This is a genomic window from Flagellimonas algicida (genome assembly GCF_049629585.1).
Taxonomy (GTDB): domain Bacteria; phylum Bacteroidota; class Bacteroidia; order Flavobacteriales; family Flavobacteriaceae; genus Flagellimonas.
Window position 1 is genome coordinate 239,631 of sequence record NZ_JBMYIX010000003.1, and the last position, 26,268, is coordinate 265,898.

The following is a 26,268-nucleotide window of genomic DNA, read 5'->3' on the forward strand; positions in this document are numbered from 1 at the left end:
AGCAATTATAATATCTTTAAGGAACGGAACCCCAAAAAGAAGCACAGTGAAGAAAGTACTTATCCTTTTTCTGTTGGTTTGTCCCATCTTGGTATTGTCCCAACGTAAACCCCGAATCAAGGGAAGCCGTATTGTTACCCAGGTCAATGAAGAACTTCCCCCATTCAATGCCATAGTATTGAATGATAATTTGGATATCGTCCTTAAAAAATCTTTTGGCCCGGGTTATGAGGTCATCGCAGATGATAATTTGATAGATATCCTCAAGTTTGAGGTGCAGGATGGTACCTTGCTCATCAGTTCCTATTATGATGTTACCGCAAAGAAACAGATGGATATCATTGTCAATTATTTGGATTTAAAGGCAATTACCATCAAAGAGGGCAGTATTGTTTCTCAAGATATCATTGAAAGTGATGAGTTGTTTGTAGACGGATTCAACAATACCAAACTCGATATCAAGGCTAGGGCCGGTGTTATGGACATCAATCTGGAAGACACCAGCCATGGAGACTTTAATGTGGATGTGGATAGTTTGAACATCACCATGGGACATAAGTCGGATGCATACATCTATGCCGTGAACGAAGTGAGCTTAGTGGATTTGGAGGACCATACCTCGCTGACCCTAGAAGGAACCTCCAACAGAATCCAAGGACGTTTGATGGGAAATGCCAAATACAAAGGGGAGACCATGGAGGCCGGGACCGTTAAAATGGGGCTGGAAAGCAATACCAGTGCCCGCATCTATGCCCATGGCGAATTTGAACTCAGTGCCAAGGGAGATTCAAGGACATACCTCTACGGTGCTCCAAAAGTCACTGTTCTTGAATTTTTGGATACCTCCCAACTCATTAAAAAAAAAGAATGACGTTACTGGGCAATGGGTGCGGTAAGGCAATGCTCTGGAATGCCAAAACCGTCTACCAAGACCTCAATATGGGGTCGTAGTTCGGTGGATAGCCGTTCAACCCGTTGACGTATCGCCTTGGATTTTGTGCTGCCGAGATAGCCCTGTTCCAAATACCATCGGGCATCCAAATGTATCTGTTGCAGCGCATGGAGCGTACCCACTTTTTCCAAGAGCTCTCGATAAGCTTCATCCTCTACCGTAGCGCAAAACTCAGAAAAAATGGAATAGGCCAATTCGGTACTGTATGCTTTGCCCAAGGCCAACAAATGGGTCTGCACCTTTAAAAATGCCTGATAGGAAGGCACCCCTTTTTTAATGTAACCACGAATCCGCATGGCCAAGGTGTAGGTTAATCTGCGGGTTCGGTAGTTAAAGGCGTGCTTGTGGAATTTTGGGTTGTACAAGTGCTCGGCATCCACTTTATTGGAATAAAGCGGATTGATGGCCGTTAATTTGTCCGAAAGCTGACTTTGCAGCAATTTCAGCACCGAGGTGAACCCAGCACTGTTGAATTCCGCCTTAAAATCCGAAAGAATACCTTTTGCTGCCAATTGGAGGAGTACAGTGTTGTCACCTTCGAATGTGGTAAAGATATCCACATCCCCTTTGAGGTCGGCAATTCGGTTTTCCAACAAATAACCCTTTCCGCCACAGGCCTCCCTGCATTCTTGGATGGTATCATTGGCAAACCAGGTGATCACTGATTTAAGGCCGGCCACTTGGGTTTCAATTTGCCGCTTGTCCGGTTGGGAGTCGTCACTGTAACGCTTCATCATTTCCTCCAATACCACATGGTAGACGTAAGCACTGGCAATGGATGGGGTCAATCGTATCTGATGGGTGGGATAATCCATGATCAAATCCTCTTGGATTTTGATACTGTCATTGAATTGTCTACGGTTCAATGCGTGCTTAACGGCTATGGTCAAGGCCATTTTGGCCCCTCCCAAAGCGCCACGGGCTACGCAGATGCGTCCACCTACCAACGTGCCCAGCATGGTAAAGAAACGTTTGTTCGGGTTTTTTATGGATGAGGAATAATTTCCTTCCGAAGTGATTTCTCCGTACTTGTCCAAAAGATTTTCCCGGGGCACACTTACATTGTTGAACCAAATCTTTCCATTGTCCACTCCATTTAACCCGAGTTTGTATCCATTGTCCTCAATGATAACGCCTTCAAGCAGTTCATGTTTTTCATTCCTCAAGGGCACCAAGATGGCGTGCACCCCTTCATTTTTCCCATTGACAATGAGTTGGGCAAAAACGGTGGCTATTTTGGAATGCAATGCATTGCCGATATATTCTTTATTATCATTCTTGCCCGGGGTGTGAATGATGATGGAATCCGTGGTTGGGTCATATGTGGCAGTGGTTCTAATGCCCCTTACATTGGAGCCGTGCCCCGTCTCGGTCATGGCAAAACAACCCAATAGGTTGGTTTTTCCCGCATCGGATAAATATTGGTCATGATGTTTTTTGGTGCCTAATTTTTGGATACTTCCCCCAAAGAGCCCAAACTGTACCCCAAATTTTACCGCAAGGCTTCCATCTACGAACATTAAATGTTCAAATATGGCGGCATAGGCGGGCATGTTGCCCGTACCCCCATATTCAGGCGGATAAGCCATGGCACCGTATCCCTTTTCGCCCAAAAGTTGTACCTGCTGCAATATTTTTGCTCTGAAATCCTCTTTGTTCCGACGCACATCCCATTGGAAAGTGGGTTGTGCCAAAAACTGGCGAAATTCATCAACTACAGGGGCATGCTCGCTTTTTAGGATTCCATCCAAAATGATAGCATCGTAGAGGTCCGAAGTCTTTTCATGGACCACCTCAACATCAAACAAGTGGTTGTAGTGGTTGGGCTGTATGCCCAAATTGATTTCAATATGCTTTAAATACTCATTAAAGTCACAGTCATCACATCGCAAGCTGGTCAACCGTTGACTCAAGGAAGTCAAGGGGTAGGTGTCACTTTCCACCAGTTTCACCCCAGAGCTGGAAATGGTTTGCTTCCAAGATTTGATTTCTTCGTCAGCAGGCGGATTTTCTTTGTTGAGCCAGAGCTTTAATTGCTTCTTTTCATCTGGATCAAGTGAGTCATCTTCTTGAACCGTGTTTTCAACTACCGAAATCTCGGAAGCGGAAAGCAGGTCGTCCGACCAAATGACATAGAAAAAAGGGATGTATTGTAGAATTCCCAAGGAATAATCTGTAGTTACCATTGAATTTTGGGTTACGATGGGGTCATTTTGCTTTCAATGTATCTAAGGTAAGGTTTAGTTTTTTAAGATGTATGCAGGTAATCATTTTGGCCGAATTGCTTTCAGCCTCATGGGCTTTTCAACTATATTTGTTAAGACATGAATGAAAATTTAGATCCAACGGCCCATAATTTTTCCCAAGAGGAGCTCGATATAGAAAGGGCACTGCGTCCAATCACATTCGATGATTTTACGGGACAGGCCCAAGTATTGGAAAACCTTAAGGTTTTTGTGCAGGCGGCCAATCTTAGGAATGAGGCCTTGGACCATACCCTTTTTCATGGCCCCCCTGGATTGGGAAAGACCACCTTGGCACATATTCTGGCCAATGAACTTGGAGTGGGAATCAAGGTGACCTCTGGTCCTGTACTGGACAAACCCGGGGATTTGGCGGGATTGTTGACCAATTTGGAAGAAAGGGATGTCCTCTTTATTGATGAGATCCACCGGTTGAGCCCCATTGTGGAGGAATATCTCTACTCGGCCATGGAGGATTATAAAATTGATATCATGATCGAGACCGGTCCCAATGCGAGGACCGTTCAAATAAATTTAAGCCCCTTTACGCTGATAGGAGCCACTACGCGCTCTGGATTGCTCACGGCACCCATGCGGGCAAGGTTTGGTATCCAGAGTCGATTGGAGTACTACAACACGGAACTCCTCTCCACCATTGTGGAACGAAGTGCGGAAATCTTAAGAGTTCCCATTACCCAAGAGGCAGCCATTGAAATTGCAGGACGGAGTAGGGGGACCCCTAGGATTTGCAATGCCCTTTTGCGCAGGGTCCGGGATTTTGCCCAGATCAAGGGAGATGGTAATATCGACTTGGGAATCTCCCAATTTGGTCTAAAGGCCCTGAATGTAGATGCCCATGGTTTGGATGAGATGGACAATAAGATTTTGATGACCATCATCGATAAATTCAAGGGAGGCCCTGTCGGGATTACCACCTTGGCCACGGCAGTTTCAGAAAGTGCTGAGACCATTGAGGAAGTATACGAGCCGTTTCTGATCCAGCAAGGCTTCATTATGCGGACCCCACGAGGACGCGAGGTCACCGAGTTGGCCTATAAACATCTGGGAAGGATAAAAGGAGGAACCCAAGGAGGACTTTTTTGATTTGACTCCAAAGACCAAACATACTACGATGATCAAAACCGAAGCCAAGCGCCTCGGTTTTTTGTCTTGCGGCGTTTCCAAAGCGCAATTTTTGGAAGAGGAGGCCCCACGTTTGGAGAAATGGCTAAACAATAACATGCACGGGGAAATGCAGTACATGGAGAACCATTTTGACAAGCGATTGGACCCGGCCAAACTGGTGGAAGGGTCAACATCGGTGATTTCGCTATTGTTGAATTATTTCCCATCCGAAGAGCAGAACCAAGACTCATATAAAATCTCCAAGTATGCCTATGGTACGGATTATCACTTTGTGATAAAGGACAAACTCAAAAGTCTCTTGCATTTTATCCAAGATGAAATAGGGGAGGTCCATGGAAGGGCCTTTGTGGATTCCGCCCCGGTTTTGGACAAGGCCTGGGCTGCCAGGAGTGGTCTGGGGTGGATAGGCAAGCACAGTAACCTCCTGACCCAACAAGTAGGTTCGTTTTATTTTATTGCAGAGCTTATTGTGGATTTGGATTTGGAATACGATACGCCAACAACGGATCATTGTGGTACATGCACAGCTTGTATCGACGCCTGTCCTACTGAGGCCATTGTGGAACCCTATGTGGTGGATGGCAGCAAATGCATTTCCTATTTTACCATAGAGCTCAAGAATGAAATTCCCACGGGGTTCAAGGGGAAGTTGGATGATTGGATGTTTGGCTGCGATGTTTGTCAAGATGTTTGTCCGTGGAACCGATTTTCAAAATCGCATAGCGAGCCCCTTTTTGACCCCAACCCACAACTGCTTTCCATGACCAAGAAAGATTGGGAGGAAATTACGGAAGAAGTGTTTAGGAAGGTCTTCAAAAAATCTGCGGTAAAGCGAACCAAGTACGGCGGATTGCAGCGCAATATCGATTTTTTGAAATCCTAAGGTTCACTACAACGTTTTCGTTTTGTTCTAAAGTCAATTAGCGGTTAAGTTTTTTTAACGGAATCATTAAAAAGACTATCTTGAATTGGATTCGTATTGGGAAATCCTCAAAATTTGAGTCATGTTTTTAATGGATTGAAAATTACTGATTTTCAAGCGCCATTCTTTTCTAACCAAACAACACACAGGATGAAGATCATAAAACCCCGTTTAAGTTTTTGGCAGATATTCAATATGAATGTTGGTTTTTGGGGTATCCAATACAGTTTTGGCTTACAGCAAAGCGCTATAAATTCTATTTTTCTTTGGCTTGGTGCAAAAGAAGAAATGTTACCAATACTTAATATTGCAGGCCCTGTGACCGGATTGGTGGTTCAACCAATAGTTGGGGCAATCTCAGATAAAACATGGTCGCCAAGATGGGGGAGGAGAAAACCCTTTTTCTTGATAGGAGCGATTATGGCAAGTGTTTGCCTTTTTGTTTTCCCTCAAAGCCCTTCATTATGGTTCGCTGCTGGATTATTTTGGATTTTGGATGTAGGCAACAACATGGCCATGGAACCTTATCGCGCATTTGTTGGCGATAAGCTTCCTGATAATCAATTGAGCTTAGGATACCAAATGCAAAGTCTTTTTGTAGGTGCTGGCATTTTATTGGCAACTGGAGCAATTGTTTTTTTTCAAAAAATGTTTGGAGCTGAAGAACCGGACATGATAGGGGTGATTCCTAAGTGGGTATTCTATCCTTTTTTAATCGGTTCTATTTTGTCGATTGTAACCATTTCATGGTCAGTATTGAAAACTCCTGAGATACCACCAGATGAAAAGGAATTGAAAGGTATAAATGAATTTAATAAAGGAAAACCTTCTGCATTTGTTCAGATTTTGGGAGTGGTATTTATACTTTTTTCATTACCATTATTATTGGGCTTTTTGATCGGTAAACAATACCCTTCTTTGTTTGAAGATATCAATTTATGGGTAGTTATTGTTCTATTAATATGTACAATATGGTTCTCTTACCTTTTTCGATTAATAAAGAAGAACACAAATAAAACCTCCATCAAAAAGTTTGCAGATATTTTAGCTCCTTTCTTGGAAGTTGGGGATGCTGTAAAGGACATGCCAAAGTTTATGTGGAGAATAGCTGCCGTATATTTTTTCCAGTGGTATGCGTTATTTATTTATTGGCAATTCATTACACCGCTCTTACGAGTAACCATGAATATGGATACTTCCGAAGCCACTGGCCAAGCAGCTACTATGAGTTTGACATATAATATTGTTACTACGGTTGTGGCACTTCTTTTGGTTCCGTTGACAGCGCGTTTTGGAGGGAAAAAGATATATGCTTTAAGTTTATTTGGCACTGCACTGGCGTTATTGGTCATACCCCATATTTCTGATTCGTTTTATGTTTTGATTCCTATGGTTCTATTTGGTGTGGGTTGGGCTGCTATGATGGGGATTCCCTATAGTATGGTTTCCAAAATTGTTCCCCAGGAACGTCGAGGGGTCTATATGGGAATTTTGAACATGATGATAGTTATCCCTATGTTTATACAGACAATTTCCTTTGGTCCAATTTTTAAAAATTTATTGGGAGCCAATTCCGTTAATGCCATTTTGTTTGGGGGTGTATTTTTTATAATTGCAGGATTGTTGGCCATGAGACTCAATATTCCCAAGGACAAACAAGATTCCGAATTGGATATTGAAATACCTTAAATTCGGGTGTGTTATGGGATGCCAATTTTTAAGGCGTTTCATGGATAATATCAAAATTGCTGGATAGGGACTTTCCAAAACCAAGGAATCCCCTAACTTTACCCATTCATTTTTCACTATATGAGCAAGGAAAAACAACGACGGGAAGCATTGTTGTATCATGCTAAGCCGCAGCCAGGAAAGATAAAAATAGTCCCCACCAAGCCCTATTCCACCCAGCGTGATCTGGCCTTGGCCTACTCTCCCGGAGTAGCGGAACCCTGTTTGGAAATAGAAAAAAACAAGGAAGATGTCTATAAGTACACGGCCAAAGGAAACATTGTGGCCGTAATTTCCAATGGAACGGCCGTTTTGGGTCTGGGCAACATTGGCCCGGAAGCTTCAAAACCCGTGATGGAAGGGAAAAGTCTCCTGTTCAAGATTTTTGCGGATATTGACGGCATCGATATTGAATTGGATACGGAGGATGTGGATAAATTCATTGAAACCGTAAAGACCATCGCGCCCACCTTTGGTGGCATCAATCTGGAAGACATCAAAGCGCCCGAAGCGTTTGAAATAGAAAGACGTCTCAAGGAAGAATTGGACATTCCGGTAATGCATGATGACCAGCATGGAACGGCCATTATTTCTGCCGCAGCCTTGTTGAATGCCATAGAGTTGACCAACAAGAAAATCGATGAGGTGAACATTGTGGTCAGTGGTGCCGGTGCCGCCGCAGTTTCCTGCACAAAACTCTATAAAGCTTTCGGTGCCAATGGCAAGAATATTGTCATGTTGGACAGTAAGGGGGTTATCCGTAGTGATAGGGAAAACTTGAGTGAGGAGAAGAAGGAATTTGCCACCGATAGAAAAATAGATACCTTGGAGGAAGCTATGAAAGGTGCGGATGTGTTTATCGGTCTGTCCATAGCCAATATTGTGACCCCTAAAATGCTCAAGTCCATGGCAGACGACCCCATTGTCTTTGCCATGGCAAATCCAAATCCGGAGATTGCCTACGATTTGGCTTGTAAGACCCGAAAGGATGTGATCATGGCCACCGGACGTTCCGATCATCCCAACCAAGTGAACAATGTACTTGGATTTCCTTTTATTTTTAGAGGGGCACTTGATGTACGGGCCACCAAGATCAATGAGGAAATGAAGATGGCAGCGGTCAGGGCCTTGGCCGATCTTACCCGTGAGCCTGTTCCGGAACAGGTAAATATTGCGTATGATGCCACACGCTTGGCCTTCGGGAAGGAATACATCATTCCAAAACCTTTTGATCCCAGGTTGATCACCACCATTCCGCTGGCAGTGGCCAAGGCCGCTATGGAAAGTGGCGTGGCCAAAGCGCCCATTCAGGATTGGGACCGGTACGAGGAAGAACTGTATCAAAGATCGGGCAACGACAATAAGGTGGTCCGGTTACTGCACAATAGGGCCAAAGTAAATCCAAAGCGTATTGTTTTTGCCGAAGCTGAACTGTTGGATGTGATGAAAGCAGCCCAAATAGTCTATGAGGAAGGTATTGCCGAACCGATACTTTTGGGACACAAGCCAACCATAGAAAGTCTAAAAAAGGAACTCGATTTTGATGCCGAAGTGACCATTATCGACCCTCGTTCCGATGAGGTCAAGGAACTGCGGACCAAATATGCCCTTAGATTATGGGAATCCAGAAAGCGCAAAGGGGAAACCCGATATAGTGCCCGGGTGAACATGGGCAAACGCAACTATTTTGGTGCCATGATGCTCCTTGAAGGGGATGCGGATGGGATGATTTCCGGATATTCCCGGTCATATCCAAAGGTGCTTCGTCCTGTTTTTGAGGTCTTGGGAAGGGCCAAAGGCGTGAAGAACGCTTCCACGGTCAATATTATGATCACGGAAAGAGGCCCCCTCTTTTTGGCAGATACCTCCATCAATATAGATCCCAATGCTGAGGAATTGGCGGAGATTGCCCAAATGACGGCCAATGTGGCCAGTACGTTCGGGTTTAATCCGGTTGTGGCCATGCTTTCCTATGCCAACTTTGGCTCATCAATCCATCCCAATGCCCAAAAAGTGAAGGAGGCGGTTCGGATTTTGCATGAAAAGAACCCTGATTTGGTTGTGGATGGGGAAATACAGACTGATTTTGCCTTGAGCCAAGAACTGTGCAACAATAACTTTCCGTTTTCCAAATTATCCGGTAAAAAGGTGAACACGCTTATTTTTCCCAATTTGGAATCGGCCAATATCACCTATAAACTTCTCAAAGGCCTTAATAAAGCGGATTCCATAGGGCCCATTATGGTCGGATTGACCAGGGCGGCCCACATTTTGCAACTGGGAGCCAGTGTGGATGAAATGGTGAACATGACCGCCGTGGCCGTAATTGATGCCCAAGAACGGGAAAAACGCAGAAAAACAAGAAGAAGCGCAGAGTAGTTCCCTCAATCAAAAAAAATGAATAATCCAACATACCAAATATGATTACCCATTTAAGAGGAAAACTGGTAGAAAAGAATCCAACCTATGTTATTGTGGAATGTAATGGGGTAGGGTATTTTTTGAACATTTCCCTGCATACATTTTCCTTGCTGAAAGACGAGGAGAACATTCAGTTGTACACCCATCTTCTAATCAAGGAAGATTCCCATACGCTGTTTGGTTTTGTGGAGCGATCGGAGCGTGAGATTTTCAGATTGTTGATATCCGTTTCCGGTGTGGGTTCCAGCATTGCGCGGACCATGCTGTCCTCTTTGTCACCCGCCGAAGTGAGGGACGCCATAGCCAATGCAGAGGTAGCTACCATACAGGCGGTAAAGGGAATTGGTGCCAAGACAGCCCAACGGGTGATATTAGACTTGAAGGACAAGATTTTGAAAGTCTACGATATGGGTGAAGTTTCCCTTCCATCAAACAATACAAGTAAAGAAGAAGCGTTATCTGCTTTAGAGGTTCTTGGTTTTACCAGAAGACAATCGGAAAAGGTTGTGGACAAGGTGCTTTCCGAAGATCCTTCACTTAGCGTTGAGAACACTATTAAACAGGCGCTGAAAAATTTGTAACTAGTTTGAAAAGAGGGGCAAAACCAATACTTAAACCAGCCAGTTTTAAGTACATTTTCGTATTCATCTGTTTTTTGGCCGTCACGTCCATGATGGGTCAGGAGGAGACCAATGAACAGGTTCAGGATTCTGTACAGACCGGGGTAGACCTGGGTAGGCTTATCTTGGAGAACCCCGATAGCATTATTGCCAAATATACTTACGATCCCCAAACCGACCGTTACATCTACACCGAGAGTATAGGGGATTTCAATATCAATTATCCTGTTATCCTTACCCCGGACCAATACTATGAACTGGTGCGGAAAGAACAGATGAGGTCCTATTTCAAGCAAAAGATTGATGCTTTTACCGGGAAAAAGGAAGGAAGTGAGGAGGCCCGAAAGAACCTATTGCCCAATTTTTATGTGAACAGTAACTTCTTTGAATCCATCTTTGGGGGAAATACCATTGAGGTGATTCCGCAGGGTTCCGTGGCCATGGACCTTGGGGTACTTTGGCAAAAGAACGACAACCCGGCCCTTTCGCCCCGTAACCGGACCAATCTTTCGTTTGATTTTGACCAGCGGATCAGTTTGAGCTTGTTGGGAAAGGTTGGCGAACGTCTTCAGGTAACCGCCAACTATGATACAGAGGCTGTTTTTGATTTTCAGAACTTGGTGAAACTGGAATACACTCCCACGGAAGATGATATTCTTCAGAAGATTGAAATTGGTAATGTGAACATGCCCTTGAACAGTTCTTTGATCACGGGAGCACAGAGCCTTTTTGGGGTGAAGACCCAATTGCAATTTGGAAAAACCACGGTAACCGCCGTTTTTTCGGAACAGCGGTCGCAGAACAATACGGTTGTGGCGCAAGGAGGGGGAACCCTGAACGAATTCTCGCTTACTGCCCTGGATTATGATGAGGACAAGCACTTTTTCCTCGCCCAATATTTTAGGGACAATTACGATCGTGCCCTTCAAGATTATCCTTTTATTAGGAGCCAAGTACAGATTACCCGATTGGAGGTATGGGTGACCAACCGTAACCAGCAGACCCTCAATGTTAGGAATGTGGTAGCCCTTCAGGATTTGGGGGAAGCATTGGAGGACAAGACCCGAATCGGTATTAATAATGGAGACCCGGCAGGATTTTTTAATCCATCGGCCATAGTCACGGGATATCCGCAGAATGCGGCAAACGCCTTCGACCCTGCACAGATTGGGACGGGCGCCTTGACCCAGTCCATTCGAGATATTGCCACGGTGGAAGCAGGTTTCAATGTTCCCGGATATCAAGTGAACCAAGGATTTGACTATGCCATCTTGGAAAATGCCCGAAAATTGGAGCAGGGCAGGGATTACCAGTTCAACTCGCAATTGGGATACATATCCTTGAACCAACGTTTGAGCAATGATGAGGTATTGGGGGTTGCTTTTCAATATACCATCAATGGCCAAGTGTACCAAGTAGGGGAGTTTGCCAATGGTGGGGTAGATGCCACAACCGTTTCCGGCGGGGTCAATCCTATCATTGAGAACAATACCTTGATCCTGAAATTGTTGAAGAGTAACATTACCAATGTGGAGGATCCCATTTGGGATTTGATGATGAAAAACATCTATTCCACAGGAGCTTTTCAATTAGATCAGGAAGATTTTAAACTCAACATTCTTTATTCCGACCCCACACCAAGAAACTATATTACGCCGGTGGATCCCAATGCGGGATGGCCCAATGGTTTGGAGGACCGCATATTGATCAATGTGTTCAACCTGGACCGTTTGAATGTGTACAACGACATTCAACCTGGAGGGGATGGATTCTTTGACTACGTGCCGGGCATTACCGTGGACCCACAGTCTGGACGTATCATCTTTACCAAGGTGGAGCCTTTTGGGGAGTACCTCTTTGAGGAGATGGGAGGTGGAACCTATGATGTTGAGAACGATCAAGGGTATAATGCCAACCAAAGACGATATGTGTTCCGTAATATGTATGCCAAAACCAAAGCGGCGTCATTGCAGGATGCGGAAAAGAACCGTTTTCAGATCAAGGGGCGTTACAAGTCGCAAGGGAATAATGGTATTCCAATTGGGGCGTTCAACGTACCTAGGGGTTCGGTGCGGGTAACGGCAGGAGGCCGACAACTTCAGGAAGGAATAGATTATACGGTGAACTATCAAGCGGGAACCGTCCAGATTTTGGATCCCAGTTTGGCCGCATCCAATACCCCCATTAACATTTCGGTGGAAAACAATGCGGTTTTCGGACAGCAGACCCGTCGATTTGCAGGGGTAAACGTGGAACACCAGTTCAATGAAAAATTTGTTTTGGGAGGAACCCTTCTCAACCTAAATGAAAGACCGCTTACCCAAAAATCCAACTATGGGGTAGAACCTGTAAACAATACCATTTTTGGTTTGAATGGAAATTTCAGCACCGAGATTCCATTCTTGACCCGTTTGGCCAATAAGTTACCCAACATAGATACCGATGTGCCTTCCAACCTGTCCTTGCGGGGCGAAGTGGCCTTTTTAAAGCCCAATTCACCCAAGAATGCGGATTTTCAGGGAGAGACCACAACCTATTTGGATGATTTTGAAGGGGCCCAAGCGTTGATCGACATTCGCTCCTCTTTGGGATGGACCCTGGCGAGTCCGCCAGTGGAATTCATTCAGGACAGAACCGATATTGATGTGGGCTACGAACGTGCCAAGATGGCTTGGTACACCATTGACCCCATCTTTTATACCAATCAAAGACCATCCGGTTTATCGGACAATGATATTTCCTTGAACACTACCCGAAGGGTATTCATTGATGAGGTCTTTACCGAAACCGACATTGCCCAGGGCCAGACCCAGGTGCAGAGCACCTTGGACATTGTATACTATCCCAATCAAAAAGGGCCGTACAATGCCAACCCAAGTTTTGAGACCGAAGCACCGCAAGACAAATGGGCCGGTATCATGCGTCCGTTGAGCAGTACCAATTTTGAGCAATCCAATGTGGAATTTGTCCAGTTTTGGGTATTGGACCCCTATGTGGATGGGCAGACCGACAACTCCAACGCGGGTGAGCTAGTATTGAACTTGGGGAACATTTCCGAAGATATTTTGCGTGATGGTCGTAAGCAATATGAAAACGGATTACCGGCAAGCACCAATAGCGAGGTGCCCAGACCCACTATGTGGGGGCAAGTACCCTCCACACAATCCCTGGTATATGCTTTTGATGCCGATGAAACGAACCGTACCTCACAGGATGTTGGATTGGATGGTTTGAGCGACGCCGAAGAGCAGGCCATATATAACGGTCCTGCAGAAGATCCCGCCTTGGACAACTACCAATATTATTTGAACCGTGAGGGAAGCATCATGGAGCGTTATCTTGATTTCAACAATACGCAAGGCAACTCACCCGTGGCCGTGACCAATACCAATAGGGGGTCTACCACATTGCCCGATGTGGAGGACATTGATCGCGATTTGACCATGAACACGGTGAACAGTTACTATGAGTACCGTATCGAGATCAAACCCAATACCACCATCAACGACAAGTATGTTACGGATATCCGTGAGGGACAGACCCCAACCCTGCCCAATGGAACCCAATTGAACCGTAGGTGGATACAGTATAAGATTCCGTTGAGTGATTTTACCGATGCCGTGGGAGGGATTACAGATTTCAGGTCCATTAGCTTTATGCGGATGTACCTTACCGGATTCTCTGATGATGTGGTCATGCGTTTTGCTACCTTGGATTTGGTCCGTGGTGATTGGCGTACCTATTCAAGGTCCCTACAACCTGAAGAAGTGGACAACGACCCTTCCGATGATGGAACCGTAACCGACGTGAACACGGTCAATATTGAAGAAAACTTTGGTCGCCAACCTATTCCTTATGTATTGCCTCCAGGGGTGGTTAGGGAACAGCTGAACAATAACAACACCATTATCCGTCAGAATGAACAATCCTTGTCATTTGTAGTGGAAAACTTGGAGTCTGAGGATTCCCGAGGGGTGTTCAAGAATGTGAATGTGGATGTACGTCAGTATGAACGGATTAAAATGTTCATGCACGCTGAAAAAATAATGAATGGGGACTATGCCGATAGCGACACCCCATTGGTAGGATTCCTTCGGATTGGAACGGATTTCTCCGAGAACTACTATCAGGTGGAACTTCCATTGCAGTTTACCCCTTTCAATGTGACCTCTGCGGAAGAGATTTGGCCCGATGTCAACCAAATAGATATTGCCTTGAATGATTTGAACAAGGTAAAATCCAAAGGGATAGCGGAACAGACCCTGAACGAAACCAACTATTATGAAATTGTGGATGGCGAAGCCATTCCTGTGGATGAGTTTGCCCCCCGTACGTTGGGAAGGGTGCGAATTGGGATTCGCGGTAACCCTTCCTTGGGAAGTATCCGCGGTATGATGGTCGGGATAAAGAACATTGATGACCTTCCGGCAAGGGGAGAGGTATGGTTCAACGAATTACGCCTTGTGGGCTTGGACAATAAAGGTGGTTGGGCCGCTATTGTGGCCATGGACGCCAATATGGCCGATTTTGCCAACATTTCCGTGACCGGGAGCAAGAGTACCTCGGGTTTTGGTTCCATAGACCAAATGCCCAACGAACGTTCCAGGGAAGATGCGGTTTCCTATGATATGGTGACCAATGTAAATGCCGGGCAGCTATTGCCAAAAAAGTGGAACCTTCAGGTGCCGTTCAATTATGGTGTGTCGGAAACCTTGATCACTCCGGAATTTGACCCCGTATATGACGATTTAAAACTGGACGACCGTATTGCGGCGGCAGCCACGCAGGAAGATGCCGAAACCATTCAAGAGCAGGCCGAGGATTATACCAAGCGGACTAGTTTCAACCTGATCGGGGTGAGAAAAAATAGGGGTGAGGAAGCCAAAGAGGACTTTTTTGATATAGAGAACTTCACCTTTAATTATTCTTATAACGAAACCAGCCATCGGGATTTTGAGATAGCCGATCTAAAAGATCAGAATGTGAATACGGGCTTTGTGTACAACCACAATTTTAAACCAGCTCCCGTTGCCCCATTTGCCAAAAAGGATTCCTTGTTTACCGGAAGGTATTGGAAATGGCTCAAGGATTTAAACTTGAACGTACTGCCCACCAGCATGTCGGTGAATGCTAACATCAACCGGGCCTTCAACCAGCAGCGGTTCAGGGATGTGTTGGAGCCAGGGGTGGATGCCTTGGAACTCCCCTTGTTGCAACAACGCAACTATCTCTTCAATTGGCAATATGCCTTAAATTATAGTATCTCCAAGTCCCTACGTCTTAATTTGACGGCTTCCAACAACAATATAGTACGGAATTACTTCAATGTGGATGATGATGAGGATTCAGGGATCAACCAGGCGTTGGATCTGTGGGACGGATTTTTCGACATTGGAGAGCCCAATCGTCATGCCCAGCAGATGCAGTTGAACTACGAATTGCCTTTTAGCAAGTTCCCGTTCCTTGATTTTATCAATGCCCAGTACACCTACACCAGTAATTTCGATTGGCAGCGGGGAGGCGATGCGCTCAATGAAGTGGCCGGTCAGGATATCAATACGGTGCAGAATGCCAGTACCCATAATATAACGGGTAACCTGACCATGCAACGTTTCTACGACTTTTTGGGATTAAAGAAGCGGGATGGTAAGGTAACGGCTTCCCAAGCGCCTGTGCGAAGGGACAAAGCGGGTAATCCCGCCACTGATTCTGAAAACAACGCTCCCAAAAAGACCGGCAAGGGATTCAATACCTTGGTGGATATTGTGACCATGGTGAAGCGGGTCAATATCAATTACACTGAGAATAGGGGTAAAATGTTGCCCGGGTATACCCAAAGCATTGGCTTTATCGGTACGGCCAGACCTTCCATAGGATTTGTGTTCGGTAGTCAGGCCGATGTGCGGTACGAGGCTGCCCGAAAAGGTTGGTTGACTACTTTCACGGAGTTCAACACCCAATTTATGCAGAACTCCACCAAACAATTGAACATTACCGCCACGGCCCAGCCTACGCAAGACTTGACCATAGATATTACGGCCGATAGACAGATATCCAACAGTTATCAGGAGACCTTTAAGGTAAATGATCTTGGAGGGGGGCAGTTTGAGTATGAGACCTTATTGGGCAACAATTTTGGAAATTTTAGTATTTCCACCATAATGATTGGTACTATATTCAGCAAGAGCGATGAGTTTGATTCGGAAACTTTTGAGCAGTTCAAGCAGAATAGGGTCACTGTGGCCAACCGATTGGTTTCCGATCGCGGAGAAAACCCAGGAACTTTGGATGAGGATGGATTCCCGGAACGTTATGGAAAGACGCAGCAAGAAGTGTTGTTGCCTGCTTTCTTTGCGGCCTATACCGGTCAGGATGTGAACCGTGTTAATCTGGATGCCTTCCGTCAGATCCCTATTCCTAACTGGAACCTTAAGTATACCGGATTGATGAAAAACCGTTGGTTTAGGAAGAAGTTCAAGCGTTTCTCTTTGAGCCATGGCTATCGTGCGGCCTATAGTATCAATTCTTTCCAGACCAACTTGGCTCGGGAACAATTGATAAAGGATGGTCTGCCCCCCATAAATGTGGAAAATGATGATGCGCTTCCCGAGAACATTATCAACAATGTGGTGTTGACGGACCAGTTCAACCCATTGATGCGGGTAGATTTTGAAATGCAGAATTCCTTTAGCTTTTTGGCCGAGGTGAGAACGGACAGGACCCTATCCTTGAGTTTTGACAATAATTTGATGACCGAGATCAATGGAAAGGAATATACCCTTGGATTGGGCTACCGGTTCAAGGATGTAAAAATGGTAACCAACATTGGCGGGGAAAAAACCCGACTTAAGGGAGATCTTAATTTAAAATTTGATCTTACCCTTAGGGATAATATTACCATCATCCGAAATTTGGACATAGACAATAACCAGATCACTTCGGGCCAGAATTTGATGTCTATTAAGTTTACTGCCGATTACGCCTTGAGCAAGAATTTCAATGCGCTGTTCTTTTACGATCATTCCTTCTCAAAGTTTGCGGTCTCAACAGCTTTTCCACAGACTACGATCAATACAGGATTTACCTTGCGCTACAACTTCGGAAACTAGGTTTTGGAAGGATTGGGGGATTGTTGAATTTTGTTTAGCGGATTTTTTGAAAACCTATCCACAATCCGTTACATTTGTCCATCGACTAATTCAAACATAAACACGAATGGACATACCTTCTGAACTAAAGTACACCAAGGACCATGAATGGGTCAAAATAGATGGCGATATCGCCACGGTAGGAATCACGGATTTTGCCCAGAGTGAGTTGGGGGATATCGTATATGTAGAGGTAGAGACACTGGATGAAACCTTGGATAAAGAAGAGGTTTTTGGTTCGGTTGAGGCCGTAAAGACCGTATCCGACCTGTTCTTGCCCCTTAGTGGTGAGATCATTGAGTTCAACGAAGCCTTGGAAGATGAACCTGAGAAGGTGAATTCCGATCCTTACGGGGAAGGCTGGATGATCAAAATTAAAATGAGCGACGCCTCTGAGGTTGATGGTCTAATGAATGCTGATGATTACAAGGCATTGATAGGTGCTTAAAAAAAACGGATATACCTTATTGTTTATAGGCTGGGTGCTGTTCATAACGACACTCAGCTTATTTTCTTTTTCTGAAATGGATTTGGATGAGGGCAGATGGAATATTCCCTATGCCGATAAGATTACCCATTTTATATTTTATCTCGTTTTTGGGGTCTTGGGATGCCTTTTAGTTAGGGAAAGAACCAAAGGACAAATGGAGTTGGTAAAGGCAAGTAGGCTTATTTTTCTTGTAGCAGTGGTCTATGGCATAGGTATTGAGGTATTACAATATACGTTGACCACCGATCGTATGGCCGAATTTGGAGATGTTTTGGCCAATACTTTTGGGGCATTTGTAGGAATAAGCCTAGTTAGGTGGTCTTTTTCTAAAGAAAGGCCGTTAAAATGGAAATTTTAATTGTTTATTTAACCAATTAATAATTAAATTAGCAAACACTAAAATCAAAGAGATGGAACTAAAAAAGAATCCAAAAGCGGACGTAGGAAGAAACAGCTCACTCTATTTTGTGGTAGGGTTGGCCGCTGTTTTGGGGTTGGTTTATGGAGCCATGGAGTGGAAAAAATATGATAAGACGAATGATTACGACATTTCAATGAATGTTGAAGATCAGTTGGACGAAGAAGTGCCAATGACCGAGCAAATCAAGACTCCACCACCACCACCGCCACCTGCTGCGCCAGAGGTAATCGAAGTTGTTGAAGATGAGGAAGAAGTGGAAGAGACCGTTATCGAGTCCACTGAAACCAGTCAGGAAGAAGAAGTTGTGGAAATTGAAGAAGTTGAGGTTGAGGAGGTTGAAGAAGATATTTCGGTTCCATTTGCCGTGATTGAAGATGTACCCGTTTTCCCCGGTTGTGAGGGAGCCAAAGATAAAAAGGCCTGTTTTCAGGAAATGATGCAGAAACACATCCGTAAGAATTTCCGTTATCCTGAAATTGCCCAAGAAATGGGAGTTCAGGGAAGGGTGAACGTGATATTCGTTATCCAAAAAGATGGAAGTATCGGTAACATCAGAATGCGTGGACCGGATAAAAACTTGGAAGCTGAGGCATTGAGAATCATCAACAAATTGCCAAAAATGACTCCAGGAAAACAAAGGGGTAGAGCGGTAAAAGTTCCTTTTAGTATTCCAATTACGTTTAAATTGCAGTAAAAGCATATATGTTCCTGTTGAGGCAGGAATGGAAAAAGCCCTGACAGTAAAACGTCAGGGCTTTTTTTGTTTCAAAAATATAGTATGGCAGCTTTTATGTGATGTATTAACATTTCCAAAACAGCATAAAGACCATCAATAGGTTGGAAAAGAAGCCTCTCCGCGCTATCTTTGCCAGCCAATTAATTTGTGGATGAAGTCTGCTGTAGGTTCCGTAAAAAACACATCGCTGTCCGTAATTCTTTCTGATTTCAAGGAGATTACCAAGGCCAAGCTGGCGGTCAGTGTGGTGTTTTCTTCCATTGCGGGATACTTTTTAGGGGCCTACGAGGTAAGCTTGGTTTCCCTATTGTTGCTCACTTTTGGTGGATACTGTATGGTTGGGGCCTCCAATGCCTATAATCAAATTATAGAAAAGGACTTGGATGCGTTGATGAACCGAACCAAAAACCGCCCAATTCCTTCGGGACGGATGTCGGTGAAAAGCGCTTTGGCCGTTGCCATTACCTTAACTGTGCTGGGCGTTTTGGCCTTGTTTGCCCTGAGTCCAAAAACAGCCATGTTCGGTGCCATTTCAATTTTTTTGTACACTAGCGTTTATACACCTTTAAAGACAAAGACACCCTTGTCTGTTTTTGTGGGTGCCTTTCCTGGTGCCATTCCCTTTATGTTGGGGTGGGTGGCGGCCACAGATGATTTTGGAATTGAGCCGGGAACGTTGTTCATGATACAATTTTTTTGGCAGTTTCCCCATTTTTGGGCCTTGGGCTGGATGTTGGATGAAGATTATAAAAAGGCAGGCTTTAAAATGTTGCCCACAGGGAAAAAAGATAAGGGAACGGCGCTACAAATCATACTGTACACGATTTGGATGATGGTAATTTCCATTATACCCGTTTTTGGGTTTACAGGAAGGTTGACCCTCTCCGTTCCGGCAGCGGTACTGGTATTTGTTTTCGGATTGGTGATGCTCTTTTTTGCCTTGAGATTGTATGAAAAACGCGACAATGCCACCGCAAGAAAATTGATGTTGGCCAGCGTTACCTATATATCGTTGATTCAAATCGTATATGTTGCAGATAAATATATTTAGAAAAGGATGGATTTAACCCAAGGAACAGCAGTGGAGAAAAACCGTAGGGCAAAGAAAATGATGCTCTGGTTTGGAATAGTAAGTTTGATCATGGGATTTGCTGGTTGGACCAGTGCCTATATTGTCAGTAGCAAAAGGGACGATTGGATCAGTGATTTGGAACTCCCTCAGGCATTCTTTGTCAGTACGGCCATTATTATTTTAAGCAGTATCACCTATTTCATTGCCCAGAAAGCAGTTGAAAGGAACAACCGGAAATTGGGGACCATTTTGTTGTTCACGACCTTGTTCTTTGGAATTTCATTTATCGTATTGCAGTTCATGGGATTTTCCCAAATGTTGGAGCATGGGTATTATTTTACCGGTCCTACCAGTAACATTAAAATGTCCTATGTGTTTTTGATCGCGGCGGTACACATAGCACACGTTGTGGCAGGCCTCATCTCTTTATTGGTGGTGTTGGTGCAGCAATTGCGAGGTAAATATAGCCCCGAAAATATGTTGGGTCTGGAATTGGGTGCCACGTTTTGGCATTTCTTGGATTTTCTATGGGTGTATTTAATACTATTTATGTATTTCGTGAAATAAATTCTGAATGGAGCAGTTTTCATTCAACTTTATCTTTTTGAATACACCAAAAGGTGTAAATTTGTGAAAGTTTTATTAAAGCGACTTTTTTTATGGATGCAACGGTGACTACCGGTACGGAAGAAAGTGTTTGGGGAGGCGGAAATCGTCCCTTGGGTGCTAGCTACGGAAAAATGATGATGTGGTTTTTTATTGTCTCTGATGCCTTGACCTTTTCTGGGTTCTTGGTGTCCTATGGCTTTTCCAGGTTCAAGTTTATTGAAACGTGGCCTATTGCCGATGAGGTGTTTACCCACGTTCCCTTTTTCCACGGAAACTATCCCATGTACTACGTGGCCTTTATGACCTTTATTCTGATTATGTCCTCCGTGACCATGGTACTTGCTGTGGATGCCGGGCATAAAATGATGCAGAAAAAAGTAATTCTTTATATGTTCCTTACCATCATAGGTGGGGCCATCTTCGTTGGTTCACAGGCTTGGGAATGGGCAACCTTTATCAAGGGAGACCATGGGGCCTTGGAAACCAAAGGAGGTAGAATATTGCAATTTGTCAATGCGGAGACCGGACAACGGGCTTCATTGGCCGATTTCTCCAAGACCTTGCCCGAGGAAAGGGTAAAGCACGAAAGCAGCAAAGGTGTTTGGTTTGAAAAGGAAGGCAGTCAAACCTCATTCTCCTTGAATGAAGTGGTGGAAGGCTTCAAGGCTACCCCCAATATCCTTATCCGTACGGAGACCATAAATGAAGAAGGACATAAGACGGTATTGAACCGCGAGGAATCCTTGGCAAAACTAAAAGATGCCGTTTTGGTAGTGGAAGGGGCCAACCTTATCCATAACGAATATGGTAGCAGACTTTTCGCCGATTTCTTCTTCTTTATAACAGGGTTTCACGGATTCCACGTATTTTCAGGTGTGGTCATCAACGTAATTATCTTCTTTAATGTCATTCTGGGCACTTACGAGCGTAGGGGACATTATGAAATGGTAGAAAAGGTTGGATTGTACTGGCACTTTGTAGATTTGGTGTGGGTATTCGTATTTACATTCTTTTATTTGGTTTAAAATTGGATTTCGATTCCGGATACATCAGGAATCAATAAGCATACAGTATACAATAGCATGGCACACGAGCACAAACTTGAGATTTTTAGAGGAACATTGAAGTTCAAATCCAACGTCCAGAAGATTTGGGGCGTTCTTATCTTCCTTTCCATTGTAACGGCAGTGGAAGTGGCTTTGGGTATTGCCAAACCACAAGTGTTGACGCATAACTTCTTTTTGGGGATGAAACTCCTTAACTGGATATTCATCATCCTGACCTTGGTAAAGGCCTATTACATTGCATGGGATTTTATGCACTTGCGTGATGAAAAGAAAGCCCTGAGAAGATCCATAGTATGGACCCCAATATTCTTGATCTGTTATTTGATATTCATTCTCCTTTTTGAGGCGGATTACATCTATAATGTGTACAAGGATGGTTTCTTGGCCTGGAATTTCTAAAGGAAAGTATTAACAAGATTAAAAGACGGTTTTTCAACCGTCTTTTTTATTTTTGTAAGGTTTTGTTCCCTATGAAAAAGACGTTTGTTTTAGTGGTTTTGTTTGTACTCCCTTTGGTGGCCTATCTATTTTTTGCATCAGGGGTAAACAACTTCGGAAAACTGCCGGTTTTAACGGAGAATATCCCCGATATCTCTGAATTGGAAAACACTTTGAGCCTGGATGGAAAGATTACCATTCTAGGTTTTATGGGAAGTGGCATTCAGCAGAAAAAAGGCAATGCCTTTAACCTTAACCAGAAAATCTACAAACGGTTCGGGGATTTCAATGACTTTCAGATGGTCATGGTAGTGGAAGAAGGACATCGGGAAGATGCCGAACTCCTAAAAAAGGAACTGGGCGAACTTTCCAATGCGGACAAATGGCACTTTGCCTTTGGGACTGGGGACGAGATCAAATCGTTTTTTGCCCAACTGAAGACCGATGTAAATTTGGATGACGATCTATCCACCCCCTATGTTTTTATCGTTGATAAGGACCGTAACCTCAGGGGAAGAAAAGATGATGAGGATGAAGGGGTAAAATACGGCTTTAACACCACTTCAGTGGCGGAGCTCAACAATAAGATGGAAGATGATGTCAAGATTATCTTGGCCGAATATAGATTAGCCTTAAAGAACAACGATGCCAACAGGAGCAAATAGAAAGAAAAAGTATACCTACGTCTGGGTGTCCGCAGTCATTTTGGTTTTTGGGATTTTTGCCGTCTATGAAGTCACAAAGAGGCTTAAGGATGGAACCGTGGTGGAGAACGATCGTATGAACATGGGGTTCCAACAAAAGCAGGTAGGTTTTGTACTGAACAATGGGAAGAAACGAAAAGTGCCCTCTTTTGCCTTCCTGAACCAAGATAGTGTATTGGTTACGGATAAGGACTACCTGGGCAAAGTGTATGTGGTAGAATTCTTCTTTACCACTTGTCCTACCATATGCCCGGTAATGACAAAAAATTTGGTGTCGTTGCAAAACACCTTTCAAAATGATGAAGGTTTTGGAGTGGCCTCCTTTACCATCAACCCAAGATACGATACGCCATCCGTACTTAAGAACTATGCCAAAAAGTATGCTATTGTGGACAAGGATTGGCATTTGTTGACCGGGGATAGGGATGAAATTTACAATTTGGCCCAAGAAGGATTCTATATAGTTGCGAATGAAGTGGAGGATGCCCCGGGTGGTTTTGAGCATTCCGGAATGTTCGCTTTGGTCGACAAAAATGGGTATATTCGTTCTCGCCAAGATGAACATGGAAACCCCCTGATTTACTACAGGGGAACCGTGACTGAGGAACAAGGGGTCAATGCAGAGGGAGAGCCCCAGCAGATTACCATATTAAAAGAGGATATTAAAAAATTATTGGCAGAATGATCGACGAAGTCTCTATCAGGGAAAAACGGTTCAATAAATGGATTACGGTGATATCAGTGGCCATACCTTTGGTGGTGGCCCTGTTGTTCGGCTACAAGATACCCAATGCGGAACCCTTATCTTTTTTACCGCCCATATATGCTATGATCAATGGACTGACCGCGGTTCTTTTGGTGATTGCTGTAATTGCTATTAAGAATGGTAAAAGGGGGCTTCACCAAAAATTAATGACGACTTGTATCATTTTGTCCGCACTGTTTTTGGTGATGTACGTGGCATACCACATGACATCGGAAAGTACCATTTATGGTGGTGAGGGTAGTATAAAATACATCTATTACTTTATATTGTTGACCCATATAGTGCTTTCCATATCGGTGATTCCTTTGGTTCTGATTACCTATTCCAAAGTGTATTTAAACGACTTTCAAAGCCACAGACTGTGGGCCAAATACACATTTCCCATTTGGTTGTATGTGGCAGTGACCGGGGTTGTTGTCTACATCATGATTTCTCCCTACTATTCATATTGAAAATGCCAAAAATGAGGACCAAGCTTCTATTATTGTTACTTGTATTGTTGATTTTGCCCAATGTTGTGGAAGCCCAATGCGCCATGTGCCGAGCAGTGGTGGAAAGTGAGGCTGATGGTAAAACCGCGGAAGGTATCAATAACGGGATTGTGTACCTTATGGCCATCCCATATGTGCTAGTGGCGGGTGTGGGCTATTTTGTCTACCGTAAAATGCGGGGATAGGAAAACCTGATTTTTCTCAATTTGTTCCATTGATGGTATCAAAACCTATGCTTTAGGGGGTAAGAAATCCTTGTTATCAATCATTTAACAAAAAATTTCAATAATTCTTGTAACAATTCAACAACTTGTATGTCTTACATACAGAAGTTGATATTGGATAGCTAACATGACCAATTATGATTGAAATCAAGGATCTTCACAAGTCCTATAAAATGGGGAGCAATTCCCTACATGTTTTAAAAGGGATCAATTTTAAAGTAGAGGATGGCGAACTGGTGGCCATCATGGGGTCTTCAGGATCTGGAAAATCTACACTCTTGAACATACTGGGGATGTTGGATGGCGCCGATTCCGGGGAATATACCTTGGATGGGGTTCCAATCAAGAACCTGAGCGAGACCAAGGCAGCCCAATACAGGAACAAGTTTTTGGGATTTATTTTCCAATCCTTCAATCTCATCAATTACAAAAGTGCCCTGGAAAACGTGGCACTACCTCTATACTACCAAAAAGTTCCCAGAAAAGAACGTCAGGAAAAAGCGATGCAATATTTGGAGAAAGTAGGACTCAAGCCATGGGCCCATCATTTACCCAGCGAATTGTCCGGTGGGCAAAAACAACGGGTGGCCATTGCCCGTGCCATGGCCGCGGAACCCAAAGTATTGTTGGCAGATGAACCTACAGGGGCTTTGGATAGTAAAACTTCATATGAGGTTATGGACTTGATCCAACAGATCAATGACGAGGGGAATACCATTTTGGTAGTGACCCACGAAGAAGATATTGCACATATGTGCAAACGTATTGTACACCTTAAGGATGGGGTGATTGTGGAAGATAAGAAAATTGAACAGGTAAGGGCAGGGCAATATGTTTGATCGAGACGTCTGGCAAGAAATATTCAATACCATAAAGACCAACAAGCTAAGGACCTTCTTAACAGGTTTTTCCGTAGGATGGGCCATCTTTATCTTGGTAATGCTCCTGGCTTCCGTCAATGGAATGCAAAATGGGTTTTTGGGCCAGTTCAATGACGATGCCACCAATACCATTTTTATCCGTCCCGGGACCACCTCAAAAGCCTACGGTGGGTTTGAGGCAGGGAGGCGCATCCAATTAAAAAATGAAGATCTGGAGTATGTCAAGAAAAGCTTTGCTGATGACATAGAGTACCTAAGCTCCAGATATTATGCCAATGTCACGGCTCGATATAAAAGTGAAACCGGTTCTTACAACGTGCAGGCCACCCATCCAGACCATCAGGCCATTGAAAAGACCTTGATCATGTCTGGAAGATATTTCAATGAAGCGGACCTCATCAACAAGGCCAAGGTGGTGGTAATCGGACGAAAAGTGGCCGAAGATCTTTTTAAGAAGGAAGACCCCCTTGGAAAATTTGTGGAACTCAATAATCTGTCCTTTCGGGTGATTGGGGTGTTCACGGATGATGGGGATGACAATGCCGAACGAGGAATCTATGCCCCAGTGACCACGTACCAGCGTATTTACGGGAACACCAATAATATCAATGTCATAGCACTTACCTATAACCCTACCTATGATTTGGCCAAGGCGTTGGAATTTTCCGGGAAACTGGAGGATGTCATGAAAAGAAGGCACAAGATAGACCCAGAGGACCAGGCCGGACTGTATGTCTGGAATTATGCAGAGGCCTTTGATGACATCAGCAGTTTTACGGCGGTTTTAAGAGGTATTGGCATTGGGGTTGGCTTCCTTATCCTGGTTGCGGGCATCGTAGGGATAGGAAATATTATGGTATTTACCATTAAGGAACGCACCAAGGAAATAGGGGTACGGAAAGCATTGGGGGCACGGCCTAGGCAGATTATAAATTTGGTGCTTTTGGAGTCTATTTTTATTACCGCATTATCCGGGTTTATCGGATTATTGTTCGCTTGGATGATACTGGCGGCTGTAGGCCCCATGTTTCAGACACCCGCATTTAGCAACCCCTCTGTAAATGCATCCACGGTCATTACCGCCACCATTATCTTGATTGTTGCTGGTGTTTTGGCTGGTCTTATACCGGCCATGAAAGCCGCTAATGTTAAACCCATTGTTGCACTTAGTGATAAATAGTTATGTGGT

At 44.2% G+C, this 26,268-nt stretch carries 21 protein-coding genes; 20 read left to right on the top strand and 1 reads right to left on the bottom strand.

All coding sequences use genetic code 11. The annotated features are described in order from the left end of the window. The first annotated feature begins 46 nt into the window (after nt 1-46). On the top strand, nt 47-871 hold the full coding sequence (locus ACPD8L_RS14915) for a GIN domain-containing protein (RefSeq protein ID WP_423944215.1): 825 nt from the start codon (nt 47-49) through the stop codon (nt 869-871). Nucleotides 872-873: 2 nt separating this feature from the next. Here the strand turns inward: ACPD8L_RS14915 and ACPD8L_RS14920 are convergent, their stop codons facing one another. Then, a complete protein-coding gene (locus ACPD8L_RS14920) occupies nt 874-3,138 on the bottom strand; it encodes an acyl-CoA dehydrogenase family protein (protein ID WP_421810843.1) in 2,265 nt (754 codons plus the stop codon). 138 nt (nt 3,139-3,276) lie between these two features. Between ACPD8L_RS14920 and ruvB the strand changes: the two genes are divergently transcribed. From ruvB to ACPD8L_RS15015, 19 genes are all read left to right on the top strand, one after another. Beyond that, the gene (ruvB, locus tag ACPD8L_RS14925) at nt 3,277-4,299 is read left to right on the top strand and encodes a Holliday junction branch migration DNA helicase RuvB (protein WP_116217225.1); all 1,023 of its coding nucleotides are present in this window, start codon (nt 3,277-3,279) and stop codon (nt 4,297-4,299) included. A gap of 28 nt (nt 4,300-4,327) precedes the next feature. Further along, nucleotides 4,328-5,224: a tRNA epoxyqueuosine(34) reductase QueG gene (queG, locus tag ACPD8L_RS14930; protein ID WP_423944218.1), complete on the top strand. Its 897-nt coding sequence runs from the start codon at nt 4,328-4,330 to the stop codon at nt 5,222-5,224. A 189-nt stretch (nt 5,225-5,413) separates the two neighbouring features. Further along, on the top strand, nt 5,414-6,952 hold the full coding sequence (locus tag ACPD8L_RS14935; RefSeq protein ID WP_423944221.1) for an MFS transporter: 1,539 nt from the start codon (nt 5,414-5,416) through the stop codon (nt 6,950-6,952). Between the two features lie 120 nt (nt 6,953-7,072). After that, nucleotides 7,073-9,370: an NADP-dependent malic enzyme gene (locus ACPD8L_RS14940; protein WP_423944224.1), complete on the top strand. Its 2,298-nt coding sequence runs from the start codon at nt 7,073-7,075 to the stop codon at nt 9,368-9,370. 41 nt (nt 9,371-9,411) lie between these two features. Beyond that, the gene (gene ruvA / locus ACPD8L_RS14945) at nt 9,412-9,993 is read left to right on the top strand and encodes a Holliday junction branch migration protein RuvA (RefSeq protein ID WP_293303132.1); all 582 of its coding nucleotides are present in this window, start codon (nt 9,412-9,414) and stop codon (nt 9,991-9,993) included. A 5-nt stretch (nt 9,994-9,998) separates the two neighbouring features. Then, nucleotides 9,999-17,141: a T9SS outer membrane translocon Sov/SprA gene (sov, locus tag ACPD8L_RS14950; RefSeq protein WP_423944229.1), complete on the top strand. Its 7,143-nt coding sequence runs from the start codon at nt 9,999-10,001 to the stop codon at nt 17,139-17,141. A gap of 106 nt (nt 17,142-17,247) precedes the next feature. After that, nucleotides 17,248-17,628 (top strand): glycine cleavage system protein GcvH, encoded by a 381-nt coding sequence (gcvH, locus tag ACPD8L_RS14955; protein ID WP_293303127.1) that lies wholly within the window; start codon nt 17,248-17,250, stop codon nt 17,626-17,628. Next, the gene (locus ACPD8L_RS14960) at nt 17,621-18,028 is read left to right on the top strand and encodes a VanZ family protein (protein ID WP_147300824.1); all 408 of its coding nucleotides are present in this window, start codon (nt 17,621-17,623) and stop codon (nt 18,026-18,028) included. The genes gcvH and ACPD8L_RS14960 overlap by 8 nt, the downstream gene beginning before the upstream one ends. 52 nt (nt 18,029-18,080) lie before the next feature. Continuing rightward, the gene (locus tag ACPD8L_RS14965) at nt 18,081-18,785 is read left to right on the top strand and encodes an energy transducer TonB (protein ID WP_116217233.1); all 705 of its coding nucleotides are present in this window, start codon (nt 18,081-18,083) and stop codon (nt 18,783-18,785) included. A 193-nt stretch (nt 18,786-18,978) separates the two neighbouring features. Continuing rightward, nucleotides 18,979-19,878: a heme o synthase gene (gene cyoE / locus ACPD8L_RS14970; RefSeq protein ID WP_423944233.1), complete on the top strand. Its 900-nt coding sequence runs from the start codon at nt 18,979-18,981 to the stop codon at nt 19,876-19,878. Nucleotides 19,879-19,884: 6 nt separating this feature from the next. Next, complete coding sequence (locus ACPD8L_RS14975) at nt 19,885-20,466, top strand: cytochrome c oxidase subunit 3 (protein ID WP_116217235.1); 582 nt, start codon at nt 19,885-19,887, stop codon at nt 20,464-20,466. A gap of 92 nt (nt 20,467-20,558) precedes the next feature. Further along, the gene (locus ACPD8L_RS14980) at nt 20,559-21,533 is read left to right on the top strand and encodes a cytochrome c oxidase subunit 3 (RefSeq protein ID WP_116217236.1); all 975 of its coding nucleotides are present in this window, start codon (nt 20,559-20,561) and stop codon (nt 21,531-21,533) included. A gap of 57 nt (nt 21,534-21,590) precedes the next feature. After that, on the top strand, nt 21,591-21,974 hold the full coding sequence (locus tag ACPD8L_RS14985) for a cytochrome C oxidase subunit IV family protein (protein ID WP_116217237.1): 384 nt from the start codon (nt 21,591-21,593) through the stop codon (nt 21,972-21,974). A 71-nt stretch (nt 21,975-22,045) separates the two neighbouring features. Then, a complete protein-coding gene (locus ACPD8L_RS14990; RefSeq protein WP_423944237.1) occupies nt 22,046-22,678 on the top strand; it encodes a hypothetical protein in 633 nt (210 codons plus the stop codon). Further along, nucleotides 22,659-23,402: an SCO family protein gene (locus ACPD8L_RS14995; RefSeq protein ID WP_293303110.1), complete on the top strand. Its 744-nt coding sequence runs from the start codon at nt 22,659-22,661 to the stop codon at nt 23,400-23,402. Before ACPD8L_RS14990 ends, ACPD8L_RS14995 begins: the two co-directional genes overlap by 20 nt. Further along, the gene (locus ACPD8L_RS15000; protein WP_421810850.1) at nt 23,399-23,935 is read left to right on the top strand and encodes a DUF420 domain-containing protein; all 537 of its coding nucleotides are present in this window, start codon (nt 23,399-23,401) and stop codon (nt 23,933-23,935) included. Before ACPD8L_RS14995 ends, ACPD8L_RS15000 begins: the two co-directional genes overlap by 4 nt. 11 nt (nt 23,936-23,946) lie before the next feature. Then, nucleotides 23,947-24,159, top strand: a complete 213-nt coding sequence (locus tag ACPD8L_RS15005; RefSeq protein ID WP_116217241.1) for a hypothetical protein — start codon at nt 23,947-23,949, stop codon at nt 24,157-24,159. 176 nt (nt 24,160-24,335) lie between these two features. Further along, nucleotides 24,336-25,037 (top strand): ABC transporter ATP-binding protein, encoded by a 702-nt coding sequence (locus tag ACPD8L_RS15010; RefSeq protein WP_116217242.1) that lies wholly within the window; start codon nt 24,336-24,338, stop codon nt 25,035-25,037. After that, on the top strand, nt 25,030-26,259 hold the full coding sequence (locus ACPD8L_RS15015) for an ABC transporter permease (protein WP_293303100.1): 1,230 nt from the start codon (nt 25,030-25,032) through the stop codon (nt 26,257-26,259). Before ACPD8L_RS15010 ends, ACPD8L_RS15015 begins: the two co-directional genes overlap by 8 nt. The last annotated feature ends 9 nt before the right edge of the window (nt 26,260-26,268 follow it).